The sequence below is a fragment of the Chitinophaga sancti genome (assembly GCF_034087045.1).
Taxonomy (GTDB): domain Bacteria; phylum Bacteroidota; class Bacteroidia; order Chitinophagales; family Chitinophagaceae; genus Chitinophaga; species Chitinophaga sancti_B.
Genome location: NZ_CP139247.1, coordinates 6,642,738 through 6,666,822, shown reverse-complemented (window position 1 = coordinate 6,666,822; position 24,085 = coordinate 6,642,738). Strand labels below are relative to the sequence as shown.

20 protein-coding genes and 1 tRNA gene are annotated in these 24,085 nt (G+C 43.2%); 12 read left to right on the top strand and 9 right to left on the bottom strand.

The window, feature by feature from the left end:
• The first annotated feature begins 97 nt into the window (after positions 1 to 97).
• The 7 genes from SIO70_RS26710 (at position 98) to SIO70_RS26680 (ending at position 11,177) form a co-directional block, all read left to right on the top strand.
• Positions 98 to 2,221, top strand: a complete 2,124-nt coding sequence (locus SIO70_RS26710; protein ID WP_320575969.1) for an endonuclease MutS2 — start codon at positions 98 to 100, stop codon at positions 2,219 to 2,221.
• A 166-nt stretch (positions 2,222 to 2,387) separates the two neighbouring features.
• A complete protein-coding gene (locus SIO70_RS26705) occupies positions 2,388 to 2,822 on the top strand; it encodes a MarR family transcriptional regulator (RefSeq protein ID WP_320575967.1) in 435 nt (144 codons plus the stop codon).
• Positions 2,823 to 3,080: 258 nt separating this feature from the next.
• Positions 3,081 to 3,962 carry an AraC family transcriptional regulator gene (locus SIO70_RS26700; RefSeq protein WP_320575965.1) on the top strand — a complete coding sequence of 294 codons (882 nt, stop codon included), beginning with the start codon at positions 3,081 to 3,083 and terminating at the stop codon, positions 3,960 to 3,962.
• A gap of 448 nt (positions 3,963 to 4,410) precedes the next feature.
• Positions 4,411 to 5,607: an efflux RND transporter periplasmic adaptor subunit gene (locus SIO70_RS26695; protein WP_320575963.1), complete on the top strand. Its 1,197-nt coding sequence runs from the start codon at positions 4,411 to 4,413 to the stop codon at positions 5,605 to 5,607.
• Positions 5,608 to 5,793: 186 nt separating this feature from the next.
• On the top strand, positions 5,794 to 8,961 hold the full coding sequence (locus tag SIO70_RS26690) for an efflux RND transporter permease subunit (RefSeq protein ID WP_320575961.1): 3,168 nt from the start codon (positions 5,794 to 5,796) through the stop codon (positions 8,959 to 8,961).
• A 20-nt stretch (positions 8,962 to 8,981) separates the two neighbouring features.
• Complete coding sequence (locus SIO70_RS26685) at positions 8,982 to 10,463, top strand: efflux transporter outer membrane subunit (protein ID WP_320575959.1); 1,482 nt, start codon at positions 8,982 to 8,984, stop codon at positions 10,461 to 10,463.
• Positions 10,464 to 10,718: 255 nt separating this feature from the next.
• Positions 10,719 to 11,177, top strand: coding sequence for an RICIN domain-containing protein (locus tag SIO70_RS26680; protein WP_320575958.1), 459 nt, complete (start codon positions 10,719 to 10,721; stop codon positions 11,175 to 11,177).
• 64 nt (positions 11,178 to 11,241) lie between these two features.
• On the opposite strand, the gene SIO70_RS26675 is transcribed toward SIO70_RS26680, so the two are convergent.
• Together SIO70_RS26675 and SIO70_RS26670 are read right to left on the bottom strand one after the other, a co-directional pair.
• On the bottom strand, positions 11,242 to 11,703 hold the full coding sequence (locus tag SIO70_RS26675) for a GNAT family N-acetyltransferase (RefSeq protein ID WP_320575956.1): 462 nt from the start codon (positions 11,701 to 11,703) through the stop codon (positions 11,242 to 11,244).
• A gap of 574 nt (positions 11,704 to 12,277) precedes the next feature.
• Positions 12,278 to 13,177, bottom strand: a complete 900-nt coding sequence (locus SIO70_RS26670) for a helix-turn-helix domain-containing protein (RefSeq protein ID WP_320575954.1) — start codon at positions 13,175 to 13,177, stop codon at positions 12,278 to 12,280.
• A gap of 393 nt (positions 13,178 to 13,570) precedes the next feature.
• Between SIO70_RS26670 and SIO70_RS26665 the strand changes: the two genes are divergently transcribed.
• Complete coding sequence (locus SIO70_RS26665; protein ID WP_320575952.1) at positions 13,571 to 15,067, top strand: S8 family serine peptidase; 1,497 nt, start codon at positions 13,571 to 13,573, stop codon at positions 15,065 to 15,067.
• Between the two features lie 9 nt (positions 15,068 to 15,076).
• Positions 15,077 to 15,316: a hypothetical protein gene (locus tag SIO70_RS26660; protein WP_320575950.1), complete on the top strand. Its 240-nt coding sequence runs from the start codon at positions 15,077 to 15,079 to the stop codon at positions 15,314 to 15,316.
• Between the two features lie 34 nt (positions 15,317 to 15,350).
• Here the strand turns inward: SIO70_RS26660 and SIO70_RS26655 are convergent, their stop codons facing one another.
• Entirely contained in the window at positions 15,351 to 15,833 is a 483-nt protein-coding gene (locus tag SIO70_RS26655; protein WP_320575948.1) for a GNAT family N-acetyltransferase, read from the bottom strand.
• Positions 15,834 to 15,901: 68 nt separating this feature from the next.
• Between SIO70_RS26655 and SIO70_RS26650 the strand changes: the two genes are divergently transcribed.
• The gene (locus SIO70_RS26650; RefSeq protein ID WP_320575946.1) at positions 15,902 to 16,312 is read left to right on the top strand and encodes a hypothetical protein; all 411 of its coding nucleotides are present in this window, start codon (positions 15,902 to 15,904) and stop codon (positions 16,310 to 16,312) included.
• Between the two features lie 60 nt (positions 16,313 to 16,372).
• Here the strand turns inward: SIO70_RS26650 and SIO70_RS26645 are convergent, their stop codons facing one another.
• The 4 genes from SIO70_RS26645 to SIO70_RS26630 all read right to left on the bottom strand — a co-directional run bounded on the left by SIO70_RS26645 (position 16,373) and on the right by SIO70_RS26630 (position 21,355).
• On the bottom strand, positions 16,373 to 16,756 hold the full coding sequence (locus SIO70_RS26645) for a hypothetical protein (RefSeq protein ID WP_320575944.1): 384 nt from the start codon (positions 16,754 to 16,756) through the stop codon (positions 16,373 to 16,375).
• Positions 16,757 to 17,413: 657 nt separating this feature from the next.
• Positions 17,414 to 17,542, bottom strand: a complete 129-nt coding sequence (locus tag SIO70_RS26640; protein WP_320575942.1) for a hypothetical protein — start codon at positions 17,540 to 17,542, stop codon at positions 17,414 to 17,416.
• 57 nt (positions 17,543 to 17,599) lie between these two features.
• Positions 17,600 to 19,306, bottom strand: a complete 1,707-nt coding sequence (locus SIO70_RS26635; protein WP_320575940.1) for an amidohydrolase family protein — start codon at positions 19,304 to 19,306, stop codon at positions 17,600 to 17,602.
• A gap of 18 nt (positions 19,307 to 19,324) precedes the next feature.
• On the bottom strand, positions 19,325 to 21,355 hold the full coding sequence (locus SIO70_RS26630) for a gliding motility-associated C-terminal domain-containing protein (protein WP_320575938.1): 2,031 nt from the start codon (positions 21,353 to 21,355) through the stop codon (positions 19,325 to 19,327).
• 148 nt (positions 21,356 to 21,503) lie between these two features.
• Here SIO70_RS26630 and SIO70_RS26625 point away from each other — a divergent pair.
• Positions 21,504 to 21,588, top strand: a tRNA-Ser gene (locus SIO70_RS26625).
• Positions 21,589 to 21,880: 292 nt separating this feature from the next.
• On the top strand, positions 21,881 to 23,182 hold the full coding sequence (locus tag SIO70_RS26620) for a site-specific integrase (protein WP_320575936.1): 1,302 nt from the start codon (positions 21,881 to 21,883) through the stop codon (positions 23,180 to 23,182).
• 31 nt (positions 23,183 to 23,213) lie between these two features.
• Here the strand turns inward: SIO70_RS26620 and SIO70_RS26615 are convergent, their stop codons facing one another.
• Positions 23,214 to 23,501 (bottom strand): hypothetical protein, encoded by a 288-nt coding sequence (locus tag SIO70_RS26615; RefSeq protein ID WP_320575934.1) that lies wholly within the window; start codon positions 23,499 to 23,501, stop codon positions 23,214 to 23,216.
• 206 nt (positions 23,502 to 23,707) lie between these two features.
• Positions 23,708 to 24,064, bottom strand: a complete 357-nt coding sequence (locus tag SIO70_RS26610; protein WP_320575932.1) for a hypothetical protein — start codon at positions 24,062 to 24,064, stop codon at positions 23,708 to 23,710.
• Positions 24,065 to 24,085: the final 21 nt, after the last annotated feature.

Sequence of the window (24,085 nt, the reverse complement as noted above, 5' to 3'; positions counted from 1 at the left end):
CCAATTAATTAACTTTAACATTCTTTTGAAGGGCCAAAAGCCAATTTTAACCGCCTGTGCTATTGTAACCGCAGGTTTTGTATGGAATTAATTTAAGATGAAGTATTTTCCCGATTCAGCCTTAGTACAGCTGGAATTCGACAAAGTTCAGGCTTTGTTGGAGGAACATTGTAAAACGGAGCTGGGTAAAGAAATGGCGCAGGAACTGCGTTTACATACCCACATTGACTACGTCAAAACAGCATTACAGCAGGCGCACGAATATAAGCAGCTCACGCTGCTGCAGGAACATTTTCCCAACGATTATGTGCTGAACCTGAAAAGTGAATTGCGCTTACTGGGCATCCAGGGAGCCGTATTGAGCGGAGAGCAGGTAATGCAATTGCGCAAGCTGGCCGAAAGCATGGGCAGCATTGTACGTTTTTTTGATCACGACAGGCGCGTTACTTATGCGGGTCTGTTCGAAGTGATTACTCATACCCACTACGAAAAGAAGATCATCCTGATCATCGACGAGATATTGGATGAGGCAGGACTAATAAGGGATAACGCCACTCCGGAGTTATCCAGGATCCGTATGTCCCTGTTCCGCAAGCGAAATGAACTGCGCCGTGTATTTGACCGTAGTTTGTCTAAACTCAGCAAACTGGGCTACCTCGCCGATACAGGCGAAGCTTTTCTGAATGGCAGAAGGGTAGTGGCTATTTATGCCGAAAACAAGCGTATGGTAAAAGGTATTCTCCATGGAGAATCCGATACCCGTCGTACCGCATTCGTGGAGCCGGAAGAAACTATTGAGCTGAATAATGATGTTGCCGCCCTGGAAAGAGACGAAAGCCGTGAGGTGTACAAGATATTGCGTACCCTGACAGCGGACCTGAGCAAGCATTCATTGCTGCTGAACAACTATCATATCATTCTCGGTACTTACGACTTTATCCGTGCCAAAGCAAAACTGGCACTTGATATGGATGGTAATTACCCAATGCTTACACCCACTGCACAACTGCATTTGGTAGATGCATATCACCCACTGTTGCTTTTGTACAACCGTCGTAATACCAAGCCGACCATTCCCATCAACCTCACGCTGGATCAGAACAATCATATCCTCGTGATCAGTGGACCGAATGCAGGTGGTAAGACGGTAACTATGAAAACAGTCGGTTTGATCCAGCTCATGCTGCAGGCAGGCCTGCTGGTGCCGGTACATCCCAGTTCTCAGATCGGTATTTTCAGACAACTGATGATCCATATTGGTGATACACAATCCCTCGAATTTGAATTGAGTACTTACAGTTCGCACCTGAAAAACATGAAGTATTTCATGGAAAATGCGAATGGTAAGACCCTCTTTTTCATCGATGAGCTGGGCAGTGGTTCCGATCCGAACCTCGGTGGCGCCTTTGCGGAGGTGATCATGGAGGAGCTGGCTAAGAAACACGCATTTGGTATCGTGACTACCCACTACCTGAACCTGAAGGTAATGGCCAACAAGGTAAAAGGTATCATCAACGGGGCAATGGGCTTTGACGAGGAGAACCTGTCACCAATGTACAAACTGATCGTAGGTAAACCTGGTAGCTCCTATACATTCTCTATTGCACAGCGAATAGGTCTTCATCCTTCCCTGATCAACAGGGCCAAAAACCTTGTAGATGAAGGCCATTTTCAGCTGGATAAGCTCCTGAACAAGGCAGAGCAGGACCTGCAAAAGGTAGAGGCAAAAGAGAAGGAATTACAGCAGTTACTGCGCGAAAACGAAAAGTTGAAACGTGAGTACGAGATACTTTCTGACAAGGAACGAAAGAACCAGCAGTTCGGCATGATGAAGTTGCAGAACAAGATCAAGGAAGACGAACTGGCCTACCTGAAAGATATGGAGCGCAAAATGAAGCAGATCGTGATTGAATGGAAGCGTACCGACGACAAGCAGAAGGTTTTGAAGCAGGCCGAAGCGCTCCTGTTCAGAAAACGTGAAAAGGCTATCAATGACAAGCTGGAGAAGAAGGTACAGGACAAATTCCAGGAAGTAGTTGGTAGCAACCTCGAGATCGGCAACCTTGTAAAAATTAAAACAAACGGCCAGGTGGGCAAACTGATTGAAATACGTGATAAGCGGGGCATCGTGAAATTGGGTAATATCCCGATGAACGTATTGTTGGCTGATCTGATATTAGTGAAAGAACGTCCTAAAGAAAAGGAGCCCGCCACTAAATAATATTCTTTTGCAGGGGTGATTTCCTGCAATCTTGTTTTTCGGCAGTATTTCAGGTACAATAGCAACAAAAAGACCGCCTCCTTCGAAATAAAACGCTTTTACCGCAGGTAAAAGCGTTTTATTTAATTTTTATTTTATTTAGCCGGCTAATTATTATATTTGCTTCATGAACAAACCGCTTATGTGCAGTACCATTGGTCACCTATTGGTACAAATCGGCAAAGCGCACAGGAACAAAGGGAATCAAATGCTCGCGGCATACAACCTGCACGCCGGCCAGGAGATCTTCCTGCAACAAGTACTATGTCACAACGGCATCATGCTCAGTGACCTTACGACGAACATGGAAGTCACACCCGTGACCGTCACCCGCATGGCTGACCGTCTCGAAAAAAACGGCTTCCTTGTCAAAGAAAAATGCTGTACCGATCAGCGAGCCGTTCGCGTCTCCCTTACTGAAAAAGGCAGGGAAGCCGCTATGCATATCACAGAACAAACCTGGAACCAATTGGAACAACAAATGGTGAAAGGACTAAGTACAGAAGAAAGGATAATCTTAAAACGTCTGCTCATGCAGGTACTGGAAAATCTGAAGAAATAATATTTTTTACTTATTTAATTAGCCGGCTAACAATAATTGCAGATAATAAGTATATTTATCATGTAAAAATAGTTCGATGAAAAATGAAATGTAAATTATATTTTTGTCGCACTATGTAATAGATATAATCTGCTAATCATCTACTGATTACAATCCTGCCGACTAATTAATCCATGCCGATTCTGTAGCTAGAATGGCACTGCCTCTGAACTTTTACAACTGAGCCCTCTTCTTTTTAACGACTAAACTGTATGTGATATGAAGACTAATGTAGTCATACCAGTTTACAATGTTGACGATTGTGTTGATATGCAAAATCCTTTAAAAGGTTTTTTTATCAACCGCACTACCTACCTGGTACAACCAGAAGATCTGAAAGAACCGCATCGCCGTAAGCATTTCAGTATCACCCTTGTGCTATCAGGCGAAACAACTCAATATATCGACTTCGAAAAATATACTGTCACAGGTCCTGCTGTAGTGATGTTATATCCTGACCAGGTACATCAACATACCGGCGATAGTTTATGCGAAGTCGTTAATATTATCTTTTCACAGGAATTCCTTGTGAACGAAACCGGCTTAGGTAGCCCTATCTGTTGGGGTTGTGTATGCGGTACGCCTGTAATCGAACTCACAGATGCACAACTGAAAGAGCTCATGGGATTCGCGCGTCTCATGATGAGAGAAATGGAAACCAGGCAACCATTGCGGGAACTGATTATCCGCAACATGCTACATTCTCTCATTGCTGCTATCTCCCGTTTACCACAACGCGACATTGCCGCTATGCAATCAGATACGCTGCCTAACCGCATCGTACGTCAGTTCGATGAATTGTCCGATGTGCATTACAAAGACAAAACGCAGGTAGCACACTATGCAGATATGATGTATGTAACACCCGGTCATCTCAACGATACAATCAAGGCTGTGTTGGGAAAAACCGCCAAACAGATCATCGACGAAAAACGGGTGATGGAAGCCAAGCGACTTTTGTTTTATGGTGAACATACCATCAAGGAAATCGCGTGGGAGCTTAAGTTTGAAGACGATGGGTACTTCAATCGTTTCTTTAAAAAGCATACTGGTTACACACCAGCAACGTTCCAGAAGAGTATCCGGGAAAAGTACAATTAATACCGTAATTAGTTAAATGAACTTCCTTGCATATCATTGTACTTTTGTAGGGTTATAATAATCATAACATGGTGATGTTGAAATAATGTCGTCCTTAAAAAAACACTAGCACATGAAGTATCTAAATTACTCCTGCTAACCTGTTCATAAGTTTCTCTTAGCAGTAACCAATCAAAAAACTTTGTCATCTGGCTTCCCGGTTCAGGCGGGTGGGGTGGCTTTTCTATCTCCAATAACTGTCGTTATTTATTAACCGGTGACCACCGTATGTGAGAGAGGTAGGTCTTCGTAAAAATGGACCTTGTGTCTTAATCAGGAAGACTTCAAATTTACATCTCTGACAATGGTGGAATGGCTAACTGTGGCCATAGGGAGGCTTTTGCCTAAAATTTCCGCCACTGGCGGTGTGGCTATCTATTGCCATATTTTTCTTAAAATGAACAATTGTATGAATCACTTATTCTTATTACAACAAGCGCACAAAAAACACGGGCCAGCGAGTCTTCTTTATAGTATCATTATTGTCGCGTTCCTTTCATCATGCGCCTCCTCTTCTGCAAAAACAGAAAATGGAGGAGGAGCGCCAGCAGCGGTACTACCCGTGCTGAAAGTAACTTCCGTTCCAGCTACTACTTATCGTGAATACAACGCGACATTAGAAGGAAAGGTAAACGTTGAAATCCGCCCACAGGTAGATGGATACCTCGACAAGATCTTTGTAGATGAAGGTGCTTACGTAAAAGCAGGCCAACCTTTATTCCGCATCAATGACCGTCCTTACCAGGAACAACTGAGTAATGCATCTGCACTCTTACTCGCTGCACAGGCCAATGAAGAAAAGGCACTGGTAGAAGTAAACCGTCTTACGCCACTCGTACAAAATAACGTGGTATCCGACGTACAACTTAAAACTGCCAATGCTGCATATGCAGCTGCGAAAGCCAACGTATCACAGGCACGTGCCAATGTAAGCAATGCTCGTATCAGTGTCGGATACACCCTGATCACTGCACCTGTAAATGGTTACATTGGTCGAATTCCTTTCAAAAGCGGTAGCCTGGTAGGCCGTGGGGAAACACAGCCACTTACTTTATTATCGGATATAAATGAGGTGTATGCTTACTTCTCCATGAGTGAGATCGACTTCCTCCAATTCAAAAATAAAATAGCTGGTAATACCGTAGCTGATAAAGTGAAAAAATTACCGGCTGTAGACCTGGTGCTTCCAGACAATACCATCTACACCGAAAAAGGGCATGTAGAAACAATGGAAGGTCAGTTCGACAAAACAATGGGTTCCGTAAGTTTCCGTGCTATTTTCCCGAATGGTGCAGGGCTGCTTCGTTCCGGTAATACCGGTAAAGTCCGTATTCCTGAACAACTCTCTGCAGCACTGTTGGTGCCACAGGAAGCGACATTTGAAGTGCAGGACAAAGTATTTGTATTCACAGTAGGAGATAGCAATAAAGTGGCGAGCAAGCCAATTATAATCTCCGGTAAATCTGGCGCATACTACTTCGTAGAGAAAGGACTGCAGGCAGGTGAGACTATTGTATATGCAGGATTGGGAAGACTACAGGATGGTGCTGTGATTGCTCCACAGCCAATATCTATGGATAGCCTGCTGAAGGTAAAGCCATTGTAAAATGGGGCGGCTCTCTGAAGGTGATTCCATCATAAATGGATTGCCTGTCTAAAGGTGAAACCTATGTAAATGGATGACGTGTCGAAAGCAGTTCCATTATCATGAATTACCTGTAGATGGCCAAACCAGTGAAATGGATTGCTAGCTAAAGGCAAGTCCATTTGTAAAAAATTCAACTAAAGATTTATGTTAAGAAGATTTATAGAAAGGCCGGTACTGGCTACGGTGGTCTCCATCCTGCTGGTACTGTTGGGGATCTTATCGCTATTCACATTGCCGGTTACTCAGTTTCCGGACATTGCCCCTCCCTGCGTGGCCGTTACAGCATCCTACCCCGGCGCTAACGCCGAAGTGGTAGCCCGTTCCGTAGCCACCCCCATAGAAGAGGCGGTAAACGGTGTAGAGAACATGACCTACATGACCTCTACTTCCAACAACGACGGTTCCATGACCCTGAGTGTGTACTTCAAACTGGGTACGAATCCTGATCTGGCAGCAGTAAACGTGCAAAATCGCGTATCCAAAGCCACCAGCCTCTTACCATCCGAAGTAGTGAGCGCAGGTATCACCACAGAGAAGAAACAGAATAGTATGATCATGGTGGTGAACCTGATGAGTAATACTTCAGAATACGATGAAAAGTTTTTGCAGAACTATGCAAAGATCAACATCATCCCTGAATTACAACGTATCACTGGTGTAGGTCAGGCCATGGTATTCGGTTCCAAAGATTACTCTATGCGTATATGGCTGCACCCTGATCGTCTCGCTGCCAATCACCTGTCACCACAGGACGTACTGAATTCTATCCAGGAACAGAACGTAGAAGCAGCACCTGGTCGTTTCGGTGAAAGTAGTGACAGAGCATTCGAATATGTATTAAAATATAAAGGGAAACTGAACCAGCACGAAGATTATGAAAACATGGTGCTGAAGGCAAATGCAGATGGTTCTTTACTGCGCCTGAAAGACGTGGCAAGAGTGGAGTTCGGTTCCTTTACATATAGCAGTGACACCAAGGTGAATGGGAAATACGGTATTGGTATAGCTATCTATCAAACAGCGGGTTCAAACGCAAATGATATCCAGGTAGCTGCCAATGCCCTGATGAAGAAAGCATCCCTGCTATTTCCTAAAGGTGTAGAATATTTCAATATCTATAGCACCAAGGAATACCTGGATGAATCCATTGACCAGGTGAAACACACCCTGCTGGAAGCATTTATACTGGTATTTATAGTTGTATTCATATTCTTACAGGATTTCCGTTCTACACTGATTCCTGCTATCGCAGTACCAGTAGCGATCATAGGTACATTCTTCTTCATGCAGCTGTTTGGTTTTACCATCAACCTGCTTACCCTCTTTGCTCTGGTGCTGGCTATCGGTATCGTAGTGGATGACGCTATCGTCGTCGTCGAGGCGGTGCACGCCAAGATGGAGAAGATCAATATGTCTCCAAGAAATGCGACCATTACCAGTATGCAGGAAATATCAGGTGCAATCATCTCCATCACCCTGGTTATGGCAGCGGTATTCGTACCTGTTGGTTTCATGCAGGGCCCGGCGGGTGTATTCTACCGTCAGTTCGCTTTCACACTGGCGATCGCCATCCTGATCTCTGCATTGAATGCATTGACCCTGAGTCCTGCACTCTGTGCCCTGTTGTTGAAGAACATACATCATGGAGATGACCATCAACCAAAGCATGTAACAATGGGCTTCGGTAGTCGTTTCTTCAAAGCATTCAATACAGGTTTTAATGCGGTAACAAATAAATATATCAATAGTCTCCGTTTCCTCGTAAGACGTAAATGGATTGCAATAGGTGGTCTGGCGCTGATCACTGCTGTAACGGTATTCCTGGTAAAACGTACCCCTACCGGATTTATTCCTACAGAAGACAATGGTTTCGTAGTATACTCTGTGAGCATGCCTCCCGGTGCTTCATTGCAACGTACCCGGGAAGTTGTGGGTAAGGTGGAAAAAATCATGCACGACTTCGAGTCTGTCAATTCTTATCTGAGCGTTTCCGGTTTTAACATCATCACCAACTCCAGCAGTTCTGCATCTGGCGTAGGGTTTGTAAAACTCAAACCATTCGAACAGCGTGGAAAGGTGAAAGACCTGAAAGCCGTGATGGGTATGATGCAAGGCGCACTGGCAGGTATTCCTGAAGCAAATATCTTCATGTTCAACATGCCTACCGTACCTGGTTTCAGTAACGTAGATGGTTTCGAAGTGATATTGCAGGACCGTAACGGTGGCCCAATGGATAAACTGGCAAATACCACTTACGGTTTTATCGGAGAACTGATGAAGCGCAAAGAAATTGCATTTGCCTTTACCACCTTTAATGCCGGTAATCCGCAGTACAGTGTGCAGATCGACGATAGTAAAGCGAAACAACTGGGTGTGAAAGTATCAGAGATCCTGCAGACATTGCAGGTGTTTTATGGTAGCACCTTTGCATCTGACTTTAACCGTTTTGGTAAATACTACCGTGTCATCGTACAGGCGGATGTACCTGCACGTGCAGAACCTTCTTCACTGGATGAAGTGTTTGTAAAGAATGAGTCAGGTGAAATGGTACCGATCAATGCCGTGGTAAAACTGGAAAGAGTATATGGTCCTGAAACCGTTACCCGCAATAACCTCTTTAATGCGGTGAGCATCAATGGCCAGCCAAAACCTGGTTATAGCTCTGGTGATGCGATCAGGGCTGTGGAAGAAGTGGCGGTTAGTTACCTGCCAAGAGGTTACTCTTACGAGTGGGTAGGTATGACAAAAGAAGAAATTGCAGCTGGTGGTCAGGCAGGTATTATCTTCCTGTTGTGTTTGATCTTTGTATACTTCCTGCTGTCAGCACAGTATGAAAGTTACATTCTGCCATTCTCCGTGATTCTCTCTATTCCACTGGGTATCTTCGGTGTATTTGCCTTCATCAATCTGTTTGGTATAGACAACAATATATATGTGCAGGTAGGTCTGATCATGCTGATAGGCTTGCTGGCTAAAAACGCCATCCTGATCGTAGAATATGCCGTACAAAGGCGCAAGGGTGGAATGGGGCTGCTGGCCTCCGCATTGGAAGCGGCCAGGTTACGTCTGCGTCCTATCCTCATGACATCCTTTGCATTCATTGCAGGTCTGACACCACTTATGAGAGCGACAGGTTCATCTGCACAGGGTAACCGTTCAATCAGTTTCGGTGCAGCAGGAGGGATGTTGACCGGCGTATTGCTGGGCATCTTTGTGATACCGGTGTTGTTCATCATCTTCCAGTATATACAGGAGCGCATCAGCGGTAAACCTGTAAGACAGGAAGAAATGCAGACAGCAGCAGAGTATTAAAAAAATTAAAGTAAAAAGTGATGACTAAAAAATATATCAGTGTCCTAACCGTCTTCATTGCTATAATTATACTGGCAGCATGCCGGGTGGGCCGTGACTACAAACAGCCTGCCCTGGTACTGCCGGAGCGGTTTGGCGACAATGCCTCTTCAGGTACCAGTGCTGCTGGCGATAAGGCTTTTTCCGGTACCAGCACTGCAGGCAGTGATAAAGCTCCTTCAGATACCAGTATAGCTGAGATACCCTGGAAGAACTTCTTTGCCGATACGACACTACAAAGGCTAATCGCCGCAGGGCTGAGTGGCAACTACGACCTGCAACTGGCCGTAAAACGAATCGAAGAAGCATCTGCTTACCTAAAGGAGGCAAAGTCAGCCTGGCTGCCTACTGCCACACTGAATGTAACCGCGAATACCACCAATCCGTCGAATAACAGTTTGAATGGTCTCAGCTTTAGTTCGTTCCTGGGTGCCGATCATATCGAAGACTATTCATTGAATGCAGCAGTATCCTGGGAGCTGGATGTGTGGGGCAAGATTAGAAGACAAAAAGAAGCAGCACTGGCCAGTTATCTGGAAACCTACGAAGGAGCACATGCTGTGCAAACCACCCTCGTATCAGATATCGCCAATGCATACTATAACCTGCTCATGCTGGATGCACAGCTACAGGTAGCTAAAAACAGCCTGTCGCTGAGCGATACCATTGTGCAGATGATCCGCCTGCAAAAAACAGCGGGCGAGGTAACAGAACTGGGAGTACAGCAGGCCATTGCCCAACAGCAAACAGCCGCCTTGCTCATACCTCAGCTTGAACAGGCAATAGCTATCCAGGAAAATTCCCTGCGTATCCTTACAGGTGAATTACCAGGTACCATCGCACGAAGTCAGCAACTGAGTACTAACCTGATGCGCGATTCATTGCCGGTGGGTATTCCTGCCAATCTGATCAGCAAGCGTCCGGATGTGAGAGCAGGAGAGATGGCGCTGGTAGCTGCCAATGCAAAAGTAGGGGTGGCACAGGGGAGCATGTATCCCACTCTGACCCTCACTGCCAACGGCGGATTGAATGCTTTCAAAGCGAGTGACTGGTTCACCGTACCGGCTTCTCTGTTCGGAGTAGCAGCCGCAGGTATCACTCAGCCATTGTTTCAGCACAGACAATTGAAAACACAGTTGGAAGTAGCAAAGATTCAGCGTGAAGAAGCCGTGATCCGTTTCCGCCAACTGGCATTGGATGCAGTGGGAGAGGTGAGCAATTCACTCGTGAAACTGAATAAGTTGAAATCACAGCAAACCATCGCTTCCCAACAGGTGGAAACTACACAATTGGCTACCCGTCAAGCACAATTACTATTCCGCAGCGGTATGGCTAACTACCTGGAAGTGATCACTGCACAGGGGAATTTTTTACAGGCTGAGCTGACACAGGCAGACATTACCCGTCAGCAACTGAGTGCTGGTGTGGAATTGTACAGAAGCCTGGGTGGCGGATGGAATTAAGAAGCGAAGAAAGATTAAGATCTGATTAGATGGGGTCGGAAGAAGAAATGATCAGAATTGAATAGGACCGGAAGTAGATGGAGTCAGATTTAGATCTGATGTGAATAAGATCGGAAATAGATAGAATCAGATTTATATAGAATAAAAAAAATAACAGTTGTAATAGGTAGATAAGTTGTTGTTAACCCGCAGCGCCATATTCCCCGTATGGCGCTGCCTTTTTTTATATATTTGATATAGAAAAATCCAACCAGCATGAAAAGCTTATTCTGTACACTGGCGCTCATCATAGCCACTGTCAACACCTTTGCTCAGACCATCCATGGCACATATGCCATAAAGAACGTAGCCTCCGGCATGGTACTCCGTATCAAAGATGCGAATACAGCCAATGGTACCCCCATTGTTCCATACTCTCCGGTCAACTGGAAATGTGTAACCTGGGATTTCAATAATGTAGAAGGTCAGACCTACCAGCTAAAGAATCTTTTTTCTGGTAAAACATTACAACCAAAAGGAGCATTTCTGGAAGAGCAACCTATTGCGAACCAGCAGTATGAATTTCTGCCTGCAGAAAAGAATAGTTACCTGATTCGGGTAAAGGGAACGGAGTTATACATTACACAGGGGGAGGAGAACATTGTATTAGCTGCAAAGAAAAAAGATGTTCGTTCACAATCATGGACATTGGTAGAGCAGCATCCGACCATGTAGCTTGTGGAGGAAGGTTAATGCTGAACAGACGCTTTGGTCTTATAAATTTGTATGTATTATGGAATTACTCCTTGAGCAGCTTTATATAAAAAGAGTTTTCATTCTTAGGAATACCAAGAGAAGCGAATAATTTAAGTGCAAGTGTATTACTATAATGCGCTTCCAGCTCAATACCCGCAAATTGGGGATGCATACGTTCACTAGCTATTAACAGATCGATGAATTGCTTCGCCGTCCCCAATCTGCGGTATTTTTTTTTGATATATAATTCATCCACCCCCACCATCAACCCACCATATTCCTGACTCCAAAACCGAAAGATTACCGAGTACCCCGCCAGTCCACCATCACATTCAATCATCAATACTTCACCCATATTACTATGCTGCTCATAGAAACGTAGGGTAGCCACAATCTTATTCTCCGTAAAGTCTTTGCGACTGCTTATTTCGGTGTATAGTTCCATCGACATTATGGTGAGTTCTTCAGCATCTATCAGCCGCGCTATTCTATATGAAGTATTCATTCTTAATATTTTTTAAAATAATGCTTAAACTAAATGCTGAAGCGGTTAAACAGTAACGTGGATACCTGATTTTCCTGGAGATAATATTGGATCAAAGCTAGTGGCAACCAAATCCATAACCAATTGCCGGATTATCGCAACTGTTGTACAAATTATCGAAGGCGCTGTACGTATAATGGTTATTTTCAACACAGTGAAATGTACAAGGGAAAACAGTATTTATCAGTTGACTCCCACCCAATACAGGCATAGCTTTGCAGGAATTGTTACAACATAAATAGCTATAAGTGAAACAAATCAAACGAGTGAACAAAGCCGCTGTATTCCTGTTAATGACAGATACTAACTTCGAAACAGAATCTTAAAATAAATATGCCACCGGCCGTTTCCTCACAAAGAGCATGATGGTATGGTTCTGGGATAACTCTCTGCCTGATGCTGCAAAGCGTAAAGAGATCATCAAAGCATTCAAAAAATAATGGGCTTCATAAAATGATAACCTTTAAAAGCCGGCCCCAGGCCACTACGCCCAAAAAAATCGCTTTTGCCGAAGGTAAAAGCGATTTTTTGGGAACTAATTTTCCGGTGTTGTAGAAGCAAATACCAGGCACTCCTTCTTAAAATCAGAAAAATTTGTCCCAGTCGAATTCTTAAAAAACTTACTAAAATGCGCAATATCAGAAAACCCCAGATTCCACGCCACCTCCTTCATACACACATCTGAATACGCTGCTTGTCGCTTCGCCTCCAACACGATCCTTTGCCTGATATGATGACTTGCCGGATACCCCGTAATCTTCTTCACAATCTCATTCAGATAATTCGGCGTCACCGACAGCCCTCTCGCAAAATCCGCCACCTTCTTCTTACTCTTAAACATCGCCTCCACCATATTCTTAAACTTCTCCACCAGTTCAATATTCCTTGTCTGGATCGTCGTCTGCAAAGTTCCTCTTAGTTGTCTTGTCAAATAAATCAAAAAGATCTTCAGGTACCTCCGCATCAACTCCGTTCGTAATAAATACAAATTATCCGCCTCCCGCATCATCTTCAATGTAATCTCTTTCATTTCCACCGCTATCTCGCTATCAACGACTATGCCTGCCGATCGCGAAAACGCCTGAAACAACCCCGAATGATACATTAGATCAAACTCATGCTCCCCCATATACAGGAAGTCTTCCGTGAACTGATAAATGTAGCCCTCAGTATGTTCATTCCCAACCAGCTGATGGATTTGTCCGGAAGTAACACAGTATACACTATTAGCGGGCATCTCATACTTCTGCAAATCTACTATCAGCGTGCTGTGACCTTTCGTTACCCAGATGATCTCAATAAAGTTCTGACGGTGAGGAAGGGCGTTATGTGCTCTGAGAGATTCATCATCCCACCGGAAGGGATGGATTTCAAAAGGAAGATCAGCTTCCTTCTGTTTAAATTCCACCAAAGGAAAATATTCAGGATATTTCATGATAGCTGTGTTTTGCCAGAAAGTGTCATATCCTGTGCCTAACTAAATATGATTGTAAACCAATTGTTTATGAAAATATGCCGGTTTAGAAATTAACGATATATCGTTATATTGTTAAAATTGGTACGAAATATCGTTATTTACTCCATCGGGAAATGTTGTTTCCGGGTCCCCGGTTTTCTCAATTATCAGCCATTAAAAGATTAACGATATTTTATTAGATTCCGAAACAGAGCGCCATTCGCACTTTGCCCGCCGCAGGCCAATTCACGCCCCGCTAATCATATCTGTTACGTACGGTAGTAAATACGATTAGCTATATCTTTAGTACATTCATATTGTTAACTTTTTATACCATTAGAAGAATTCCATTTACTCAAAAAACTACCTGTTATGGCAAAGAGCAAATCAAAGACTGGTAACTACATCCTGCTGCCCGTCACAGATACTGAAACCACTGCCGACACGAATCCTAAAGTTGAAAACTTCCTGACAGCTGTGTTAGAACCTGCAGTAAGCATGGAGGCCGTTAGCCTGAAAACCCGTGGGCCTGAAAAATCTGCAAAGAGAATTCCTGTGAAAGTCCTCGACTCTATCCAGGACAACGGTGCCAAGCTCGTACAACTTAGTCAGGAGGAACTGGCTGATTTTCGTTTCTCCTATCCGGGTCTGCGTATTATTAAAGAGAAATTTTATAAGAAAGCACTGGTATTCCGTGAATCTATTCAACAGAAGGCAAAGAAAACGAAGACCACTAAAAAACTGGATCTGACGGTTACGGATATAGACGGTACCCCCCTGGCTGGTATTTTCATTGTTGCATTTACTGATTTTGAAAACAGAACGGGAGATTCCGGGAATACCAATGCAAAGGGGAAGCTCTCTCTGACCTTGTCCAGCAAGAATATAGAGCGGATTTATGTGTATCCGGAACATACGTACTGGGGATATTACAAAACGGGTTTTTCTGCCACCAGTCTCGCAATCAAACTGCAGAAAATAGATCCCGGTTACACCGACTCCTTACGTCATTTTTACGACACACCACAGTGGCCAAAAATTACACAGAAGCTTCGCATCGGTATTATTGATACGGGTGTAGGGCCGCATAAAGACCTGGTGGTAAGTGGCGGTCTGAATTGTGTGGCGAATGAAGATACTACTGATTATAAAGATAATGGCGAAGGGCATGGTACTCACGTAGCGGGCATTGTAAGTGCCTATGGCGGTGTACATGGACTGGCTGCCGGCGTAGAAATTTATAGCTACAGGGTGTTCCCTAAAAATTCCGATGCGTCTAATTTTTACATTATGAAAGGGTTGGCGCAGGCGATACAGGATGAATGTGATATCATCAACATGAGCCTGGGTGAATCAGAAACGGATGAAGGGATTAGTAGTTATATTAAGCAGGCTTACAATGCCGGGATATTGTGTTTTTGTGCCAATGGCAATGATGATAGGGGACCGGTGAGTTTTCCTGCCAATTACAGTCTGTCGGTAGCGGTGTCTGCAATGGGGCGTAAAAATACTTTTCCAAAAAATACGGTACAAACAGGGATTGTAAAGTCACCTTATGGTACAGATAAGGCTAACTTTATAGCAGACTTTTCCAATATAGGTGCGGAAACTGATCTGACTGCTCCTGGGGTTGGAATTATATCTACCTTTCCGGATGATTTGTATGCGATCATGGATGGTACGAGCATGGCCTGTCCGGCGGCGGTAGGTATGGCAGCGCGGTTATTGGCAGATGCGCCTGATATTTTGGCTTTGCCAAGAGCTTCCGCAAGGGCCGATGAGATGCTGAAATACCTTTCAACAAAGATTCAATCTATGGGATTTGGTGCGAATTATGAGGGAAAAGGTATGTTGACAGAAGAAAAATAATTCATTGTTATGGCAAACTATATATTACAATACAGGGGTAAAGGTATTCCTGATTCACAGCGGGTAAAGGAGACTTTACATATTTGTGGCGTGAATATTATTGATGGAAGTCTGTTGCCGCAGACGGTGCTGTTGGATATGAGTGATGGTGAGGTGGAGAACGTGCGTGGGCGGTTTGAGGCGGAGTGGTCGCTGACTCCTGAAAAGAAATATACTGTGCCGGATACAAAGAAACGTCCTTCAAAGTAAACTGGTTTTGCCATTTATGGCAAAACCAGTTTGTTTATTTCACGTCCATTATCATCCACAGGGTGGTATTATAATGTCCTGAATTTCCCATCGGTTTTTCCAGTGTTCTAAATCCTGCTTTCTCATACATCCCCACTGCAGTCGCCAGCTGATCAAAGGTTTCCAGATAGATCTGCTTATATCCCAATCCTGGTGCCGCGGCAATAGCCTGTTCCATTAATATTTTCCCTAATCCTTTTCCGCGTGCAGCAGGGGAAAGATAAAACTTCACGAGTTCCGCACATTTATCCGGCAATCCATCTGTAGGATACAATCCACAACCTCCTAATACTTCTCCATTTTCTTCTGCTAAATAATAAATACATCCGGGGTGTTGGAAAACTTCATACAATCTGTCTGTATTCGGATCGTCATAAACTGTTCCGATCAAAGGTGCGTCGAATTCAATGAAGATGTCCCTGATTATTTTAGCGAGCGCGCTATTGTCTCGTTGTTCTATTGTTCTGATAGTGGGCATCAATAATTAAAATTAGTAGGCCGTCAAAATAGACAAAATACCTATACTTGCATAACAAAGATTTGTAAATGATAGCAGATACAGACATCCGTGTGGGGAATTTAGTTTATTACTATGATTTGTATATGAATGAAACTACTTTCAAAATAGAAGGTATATTGGAGGGGTATGTCTATAATTCCTGTCTGCCGAAAAGCAAGTTGCCATTGGCAAAAGTGAATCCGATAAAGTTGGAGGTGGATCAGTTGAATGCGTTGGGTTTTGTGAGGGGGGAGAGGGAGTATGGGGAGGATATCAACGTATATTCTTATCGGTATACGCACAAGGATAGTGTTTATATTCGGGATGAGGGGTATTCTTTTCAAATGCTGGCAGAGTCACCGGCAGGACTGGTGCCGTATGGGAGGTCAATGGTGTATGTGCATCAGTTGCAGAATTTGTTTTATGATTTGACAGGTGAGGAGTTGGAGTTGATGTAATATTAATCTCCCCCGAAGAGGAGATTAATATCATTCTAAAAAGTTGTATAATTTCTGCAGCTATTCTGATTTCTTTTTTGCAACTTCATTTAATAATTTTTGAAATTCTATGGTTGCTTCAGGATTATTAAATCCCCCGTTTAGCAATTCTTCTATTTGTTCTGGTGTAAGTTTTTCAACTATTTTGATCATCATCGAATCTTTGATTTTATTTTCTTCTTCTTTTAATTCTTCTTTGAATCTGTATATAAACCACGCTATATGGAGCTCAGTAACTTTTCCATGTGTTCCCAGTAAATTAGATAAATAAGTTCTGCGATAACCTAATATATTAGCTATTTCTTCCTGGTTAATTTTTATTCCCTTTTCGTTATACTTTTCTTTCACCTTATCTACAAGCTTTTGTAGCTCCTCTTTGTTTCTTAGATCTTCGTTGTTGTCCATTTAATTTGGGCTGTGAAGTTTAAAAAGGCCAATAAGTAGTCTGAAATTTTAGACATATATTTGGTTGTCTGAAATTTCAGACATACTTTTGGTGTGTTGTAATTTTAAAAGCACATCATGTGCTTACAGAATGTCGTGCTAAAATAATCAAAATGATAATTGCAGTCTCATATCATGGGGTGATATTATCGCTTTAATATTTTCACAATTAATGTGAGAATGAAAATGTCATTTTGTTATTTAGATACTTATCTTTGCTTTAAGCGAAGCGAGATCGTTTTGCCTGATTGCTCAGGCAATTTTTACCAATGATGATTATGAATCAAATCATAAATAATTGGTACCAGCTTTAAAGAGAGGAATAGAAACTCCCATAGTTTAGGAGAGAGTTTTTTTCTTCGTATAACCATATAAAAACTTTAAGCCAGGCTTCGGCCCAGCGGTTTAGAAATAGGAAAATGCCCGTGCTATCTGTCCAAGGATGACGGGCTTTTCCATTTAGGTATCAAATATCGTTTGTTTTCCGATTATAATAATAATTGTCCATCCATTTTTCTTATCCGAATATTAATCCGTTTTAGCTTTTTCCTTCATTTACAAAAAAAATGAGGCTAGCCTTTCAGCCAACCTCACTAAATTTTTCTTTCAGTAAATCACTCAGCAAAGATTCCTCAAACTCAACCAAACCGTAGTAGTCGGCGCTACATTTTTCTCACCTTTACTCACATTCAGATTTGCAATTTTAATCTTCTGCAGGTTCAGCTTTTTCGCTTGTTGCTTTTTCATACATGTTATTTTGATGGTAATAAAGCAATCAATTTACCCCAACCCACTGCAACAATCCTACAGTGCCATCGCAACTTTCACTATTTTATTATGATCAATAGTATAAATCACTACCGCCGTCAGTGCCTTATCCTTCATCCCTGTTACCCGCTCTTCATCCACCACAGTATTCCCTGACACTATCCTCTTCACCACCTGACAATGCAATTCCGGTGCTGCTTTAAAAAGCGGCCCATAACTCCTCCTCATTGCCTCTTTACCTTCCAGTAACAATTTCCCACTTGCCTGATCATAGATCTTCACACTATCACTATAAGGCGCCAGAAATGCTTCCAGGTTCCCTGCATTATACGCATTCAATTGTTGCTGTGCGAGTATCTCCGGTGTCACCGGCAATAATTTTTCTTTAGTAAAGATCTTTCCATTATGAATAGTCATCGACACATTCCCCAACACATTCAGATCGTGTAACGGATCCTTCTCCAACAAGATCAGATCAGCGATTTTCCCTTTTTCTATACTCCCATAATCTTTCTCCTTCCCAAAACCGATCGCGGCATTCAATGTCGCATCCTTAATAATCTCAGCATTACTCAGACCCGCCTTTTGCATGGCCAACAAATCTTCCAGAAAAGAACTGGCATGCATAGTACCAATATTTCCCGCATCCGTACCTGCCGCCACCAGTACACCTGCCTCCTGGGCAAGTTTCAAATTAGTCGCCATGATCGTATCTGCTTTGTTGGGTACATGAATAAACCCACGCGCTGCTTTATAATCATATGCCTCAGGCATATGCAGTAAATCAGTCAGTGTACCCAGCATAAAAGGATCACTATAGGCCAGTTCATGTGTAGTAAATGGCTGTCGTTGTATCATGGCTCTGTAATATCCATCCATCACTCTCAGTGTCGGAATATACAGGATATGTTTATCCTTCAGCATCTTTAGCATGCCCGCATCCATAACAGCATCATCCACACTATGCACAAGAATGTCGGCACCCGCCTCTACTGCGAGTTTAGCCGTTTCGTACTGTGTAGCATGCACAGCTACTTTCAGTCCGCTGGCATGACTTTCCGCTATAGCAGCCTTCACAATCGGCAAAGTACTATCTGCTTTATGTCCTGGATAGACGATATACCATATCTTGATAAAATCCGGTTTATAAGGCAGCTCTTTTTGCACCTGCCTCTTCGCTTCTTCCGGAGAAGTCACTCTCACAATCGGCGGATCTTTTTCATCCAGTCTCTGCGGCAGGTAGGTAGAAACCAAAGGACCCGTCACCCACGTTGTCGGCGCTGCAGAATCGCTATTTGCTCTATCCCTGATTTCAAAATTAGCCATGGGACCACCTACATCAATGACAGACGTAATCCCACAAGCCAGGTATCTCGCCATGAGGTCGCTCAGGTTTGCTTTTACATAATCCTGGTCTTTTTGATAAGGATGATAATTCGTCAGGTTGATTGCATCGGGGCGTGTATACAAACTTCCACTCTGAAAGTAGTGAATATGTGCATCCGTCATCCCCGGCATGATATACTTGCCTGTACCATCAATGACGGTGGCATCAGCGGGGGCTTTTACTTTATTTGCAGGGCCGGTGGCGACAATGCGATCCTTGGTAATTATAATGGTCTGGTCGGGCAGAGTCACATTCTTTTTCACATCTATCATGTTCACATGGGCAATGCAAATTGTCTGGGCTGCAGCTGACACAGTCAGGCATAGTGCTGCCAGCAGCAAACAAGGGCTCTTCATCGTAAATATTAATTTAGGTTATCTTATCAGGGTGGCTGTCCCTTTTCTAAAAATCTTCTTTCCGGAATCCTTTACTGTGTACCTGAGCATCCACACATAAGTGCCAATATCGGCAGGTTGTCCCTTTACATTTCCGTCCCACCGTTTGGTCCAGTCGGTGGTCTCAAATACCAGTTGTCCTACACGGTTATATACAGCAAAATATAGGTCTATCGCTTTGTATGCGTTCAGTGGATAAAGATAATCATTCACTCCATCATTATTGGGAGAAAATGCATTCGGAACATCTATATAACAACTCGTTACAGCTGTAATGTAATGATCGGCGGTGTCCTTGCAATGGAGTTCGTCCTCCACAATTAACCGGATCAGGTATTGCTGTTCCCGGCTGGTCGGGAAGTATTGCTGTGGCTCTGCAGTTGGACTTACGCTGGTTACCCCATTGCCATAATCCCAGTAGTAACGGATGATATTGCCATAACTACTGTCTTTCGCTATCACTACATCCAAAGGACAGTATGGTCCTGGATCTACTGTGAAATAGGCCCCCAGTGTTTTTTCAAAGCTGATGCTGACAAATGCGGTATCTGTACATACGCCATTGGACACAATCAGTTGTGCGGTTTTGACGCCAAAGGAATTATATACTTTCACCACTTCCTGTGTGGTAGCGGTGGAACTATCTTCAAAAGTCCATAGCCAGCTGTTTACATCGTGGTCGCCATCATGCAAAAAATCAATGGTACTGATCTTACAATTGATATTTCTACTGTAGGAGAAAGTCGCATTTACTGTATCGGCCGTATGAAAAACAGTGGTTTGAGGATATAGTACTGACTGGCCACATTCTCCTAACAAGGTGTTGCCGTCACTGCCGTTTTTGATAGTGACGCTATAATTACCCTTTGTATAGATAGGGCGGGAGAGTTGCAACACGATTGTATCCGTCAGGTTATCACTGTCACAAAGGCCATAAGCGGCTGTAATACTCACTGTTGTGGGCCCGCTTATGGTGAAGTCGCTACCATCGGCCGCGATAGATCCACATCGTACCGGGGAGGATAGTCCTACTTTTAACTGGTCAGGAGCACAGCTGGTAGTTACATCCGAAACGGTGGTGATCACTGATGGCGTACCAATATGGAAATGCAACGTATCACCTACAGGTACCGGGTTGCCACAGGTATTCGCCAGTGTATTGCCATCTGTACCTGCCTGTGCAGCAATGATATAATCTCCGGGAGGTAGTGTGGTATTGAGGGTGAGCGTGATAGTATCCAGATCGAACCCGTTACTACACTGTGTGCTGGAAGCGCCGGTTACCTGGTAACCGCCTGTGGTCACGAAAGTAAAGTCGCTGCCATCTGCAGCGAGTGTCGTACAATTGACCTTTTTGGTGAGGGCCACCTTGATGGTATTATTGAGACAGCGGTAGGTCGCTGACTGCAATTTCGGAACAGTCGGATCTGTAATATCTGCAGTACCGCCATCGAAGGAAAGGCTGTACCCGCTTTGCGAATCGCCGTCGAAGTGACTGATTAGTAACAGGTAGTTATGTCCTTTGGTGATGGTGGGCATCTTACTGAAAAGTGGCTGGCCATAGCCACCACATACATCCAGGGAGGTGCCGGCAGAAGAAGCGCCGGTTTTACCGCCTTCGCCTGACCAGTTCATACAGACATACAATGACTTATCAGTAAAAACAGCATCAGGTGTTTTGTTGGTGATGTCGAAGATCTGCCAGTCGTAGTCGTCGGATAATGTATTGGGGGTGATGGTAAAACCCAGGGTACCGGAAGTATAGCAGGTGAATTTATACCAGTAAGGATTGACGTCTGTGTGGGTACCATCGCCGGGCACGTTACAATTTGGTCCGGGAATTTCGTGGGTGACACAGACGGGGACGGATTGCTGAATAAAAGATTTTGTACCACAAACCGGGAAGGCGGTGGAGGGGGTCTGGCCGATGGAGGTACAGGTTTGCGCTGTAGCAGTTTTCATAAGAGCCAGCACCAACAGGTGGTACAGGAAGAATTTCTTAATTAGCATGTTTTAAGTCGTCCGGGTAAACATTTTAGTTCTTAAAAATAGGTTTTTTTTCTTTGCAAATGCAGACTACGGTTGGATTTTAGTGGGGGATGAGGGTGGACTTGAAAATTTTTTTTTGAAAATTGTTCCAGTTTCCTACTTTTGCACCGGAGAAATGGCAGAGCGGTCGAATGCGGCGGTCTTGAAAACCGTTGACTGTAACAGGTCCGGGGGTTCGAATCCCTCTTTCTCCGCTCAGATTATAAAACTTATAATGAAAACCGTGTTATAATTAACACATTTTCAATAAAGTGCTTTACCAGCCTGCTATCGAAAGATGGCAGGCTTTTTTGTTTCCCCCAAAAAAGCTACCAAATCTTTCAAAAACGCCAAAAAAAAATAGCGTAAATCGTGGCACCTTGCAAAGTCAAAAAAAGGTGCCACGATTTCATAGTAAGTATTTGTATATCAACATGTTCATTAACTTAACATCTTGATTGAGATGACCAATAATTCGACATTTATCAACCTTTAAAATGTAGAATTATGTTGAGTGAAAGTTTTGCAGTCCTGTTTTTTTTAAAGGCCCCTAAAAAGGATTCCGGCCAGCCACGTTCCGTTTACATCCGTATTACGGTAGACGGCATTCCCAAAGAAGCATCTATTCAGCGAAAATGCGCCCATAAGCTATGGCATCAGCAATTAGGCCGTAGCGTAGGCAAAGATGAACTTTCCCAAACCTTGAACTCCTTCCTGACCACTCTGGAAGCTAAAATTGAAAAGAAACGTACAGATTTAATCTCAAGCGACAAGCAGGTAACTGCCGAGATTTTAATTGACTATGTGAAGGGGCGGGACACTCCTAAACACTACCTGCTGGAAGAATTTAAAAAGCATAATGATCAATTAAAGATACTGGTTGAAAAAGAGAAAGCCGCTGACGGGACACGCGAAAGATATGATACCGCTTATATGCATACCCAAAATTATCTCAAATGGAAATATGATAAAGATGATATCCTATTGGCTGATTTAAATTATGATTTTGTCAATGATTTTTATTTCTATCTTATGTCTGAAAGATCATGTTGTAATAATACGGCCTGTAAATATATCTCAAACATGAAGAAGATCGTGCTGAGAGGTGTTAAAAAGAAGTACATATTATCCAATCCGTTTGCTGAGTTTGAAATGCACCTTGATGAAGTTGAGCATGATGCGCTCAACGAGGGAGAACTATACCAGATCGTTAATCACAATTATGAATTTGAACGGCTGGATCGTGTTCGTGATGTTTTTCTATTCTCAAGCATGACCGGCCTGGCCTTTGCAGATGTTGAAAAGCTAAGTATGTCCGATATAGAAGTGGACGAAACGGGCAGTTGGTGGATCATTCAGGACCGTACAAAAACCAAGCGTAAAGCTGATATCCCCTTATTCGATGATGCCCTGAGCATAATAGAAAGATATGCCACCCATCCGAGACGCCAGCAAAAGGGATTACTACTCCCCGTTGTTGCCAATTCCAATTATAACTTATATTTAAAGGAAATTGCCGCAGGACCGCGGATTTCCAAAAGGCTTACCACCCATACGGCCCGCCGCACTTTCGCATCTTTGTGTCTTAATAATGGTGTTGAAATTAAGGTTATATCAAAGATGCTGGGGCATAAATCAGTGAAACAGACTGAAAAATACCTGAGATTAGAAAAAGATTACATCAAAACCAGCATGAACAAACTCAAAACGATCCTGGATGGTAAAGAACTGTCTTTCACCCGTGCGATCCGGAAGACGTTTACACCGGCCGTCAAAAACCGTGTATTGGAATCTGACCAAATAGAATAACAAAAGGGGGTTCCCCTTTTGTTATTCTATCCTATAATTTAATAGTTACCCTGCTGCCTTCTGCAGGATGATAAGACGGCTGGTAATCAATATAGCCGAAACTCTGAAGATCGTTGATGTATTTATGGTAAGTCGGTATGCCTTTGATATGTGCTGTCTCCATAACCACGCGCCTGGTTATTCTAATCTGGTCTCCTGAATTTTGTAACAAGCCTATATAAACCAGCGTTAAAAAGATCGTAATATGTTTAGGTTTTATCCTTTCGTCACGGCTCAATGTACCAATATACATCATGAGCTTTTCTATATCCCCGGCCATTTTACTTGAATAAATTATTTATATCTTTCAGGTTATAGTAATACGAGCCACGAACCTTCTTAAACCGAATCTTGCCGGAGATGCGAAGGTTCTGTAAACTGCCGGGCGACATGTCTAATAATTTTCTGGCTCTTCCAGCTTTTATCCAATCACTCATTAATGGTGAAGCCATCGTATTCAGTTTCTCATCAACAATCTGACGTATATCATTCAGCAGTTGGAGCCTGAAATGCTTTAAATCGTTTTCCGTTACCACATTTTCCATTTTCACTTTGATTTATGATATTAAAATATAAGCTGCTAGGCTCTGTACGCTTAAATGAGGGGATATAGTTGATATATCCGCAACAATGCAAATCTTTAATGTACCGATAATAACTGGCGTTAGACAAAACTTTGGTTAGTTGCTTTGCTTCATAGGAAAACAACTTTAATGGTACTGGAAAATTAAGGTTACGCCAATATTGGTACAGACTGGCGAAAACCCCTAAATGATTCACCCCTATTCGGGGATCATTTTGAGCCGCTAAAAAGAAATCGGCCAATATTTTTAATTCATCCATCACGGCATTTTTTAAAAAATG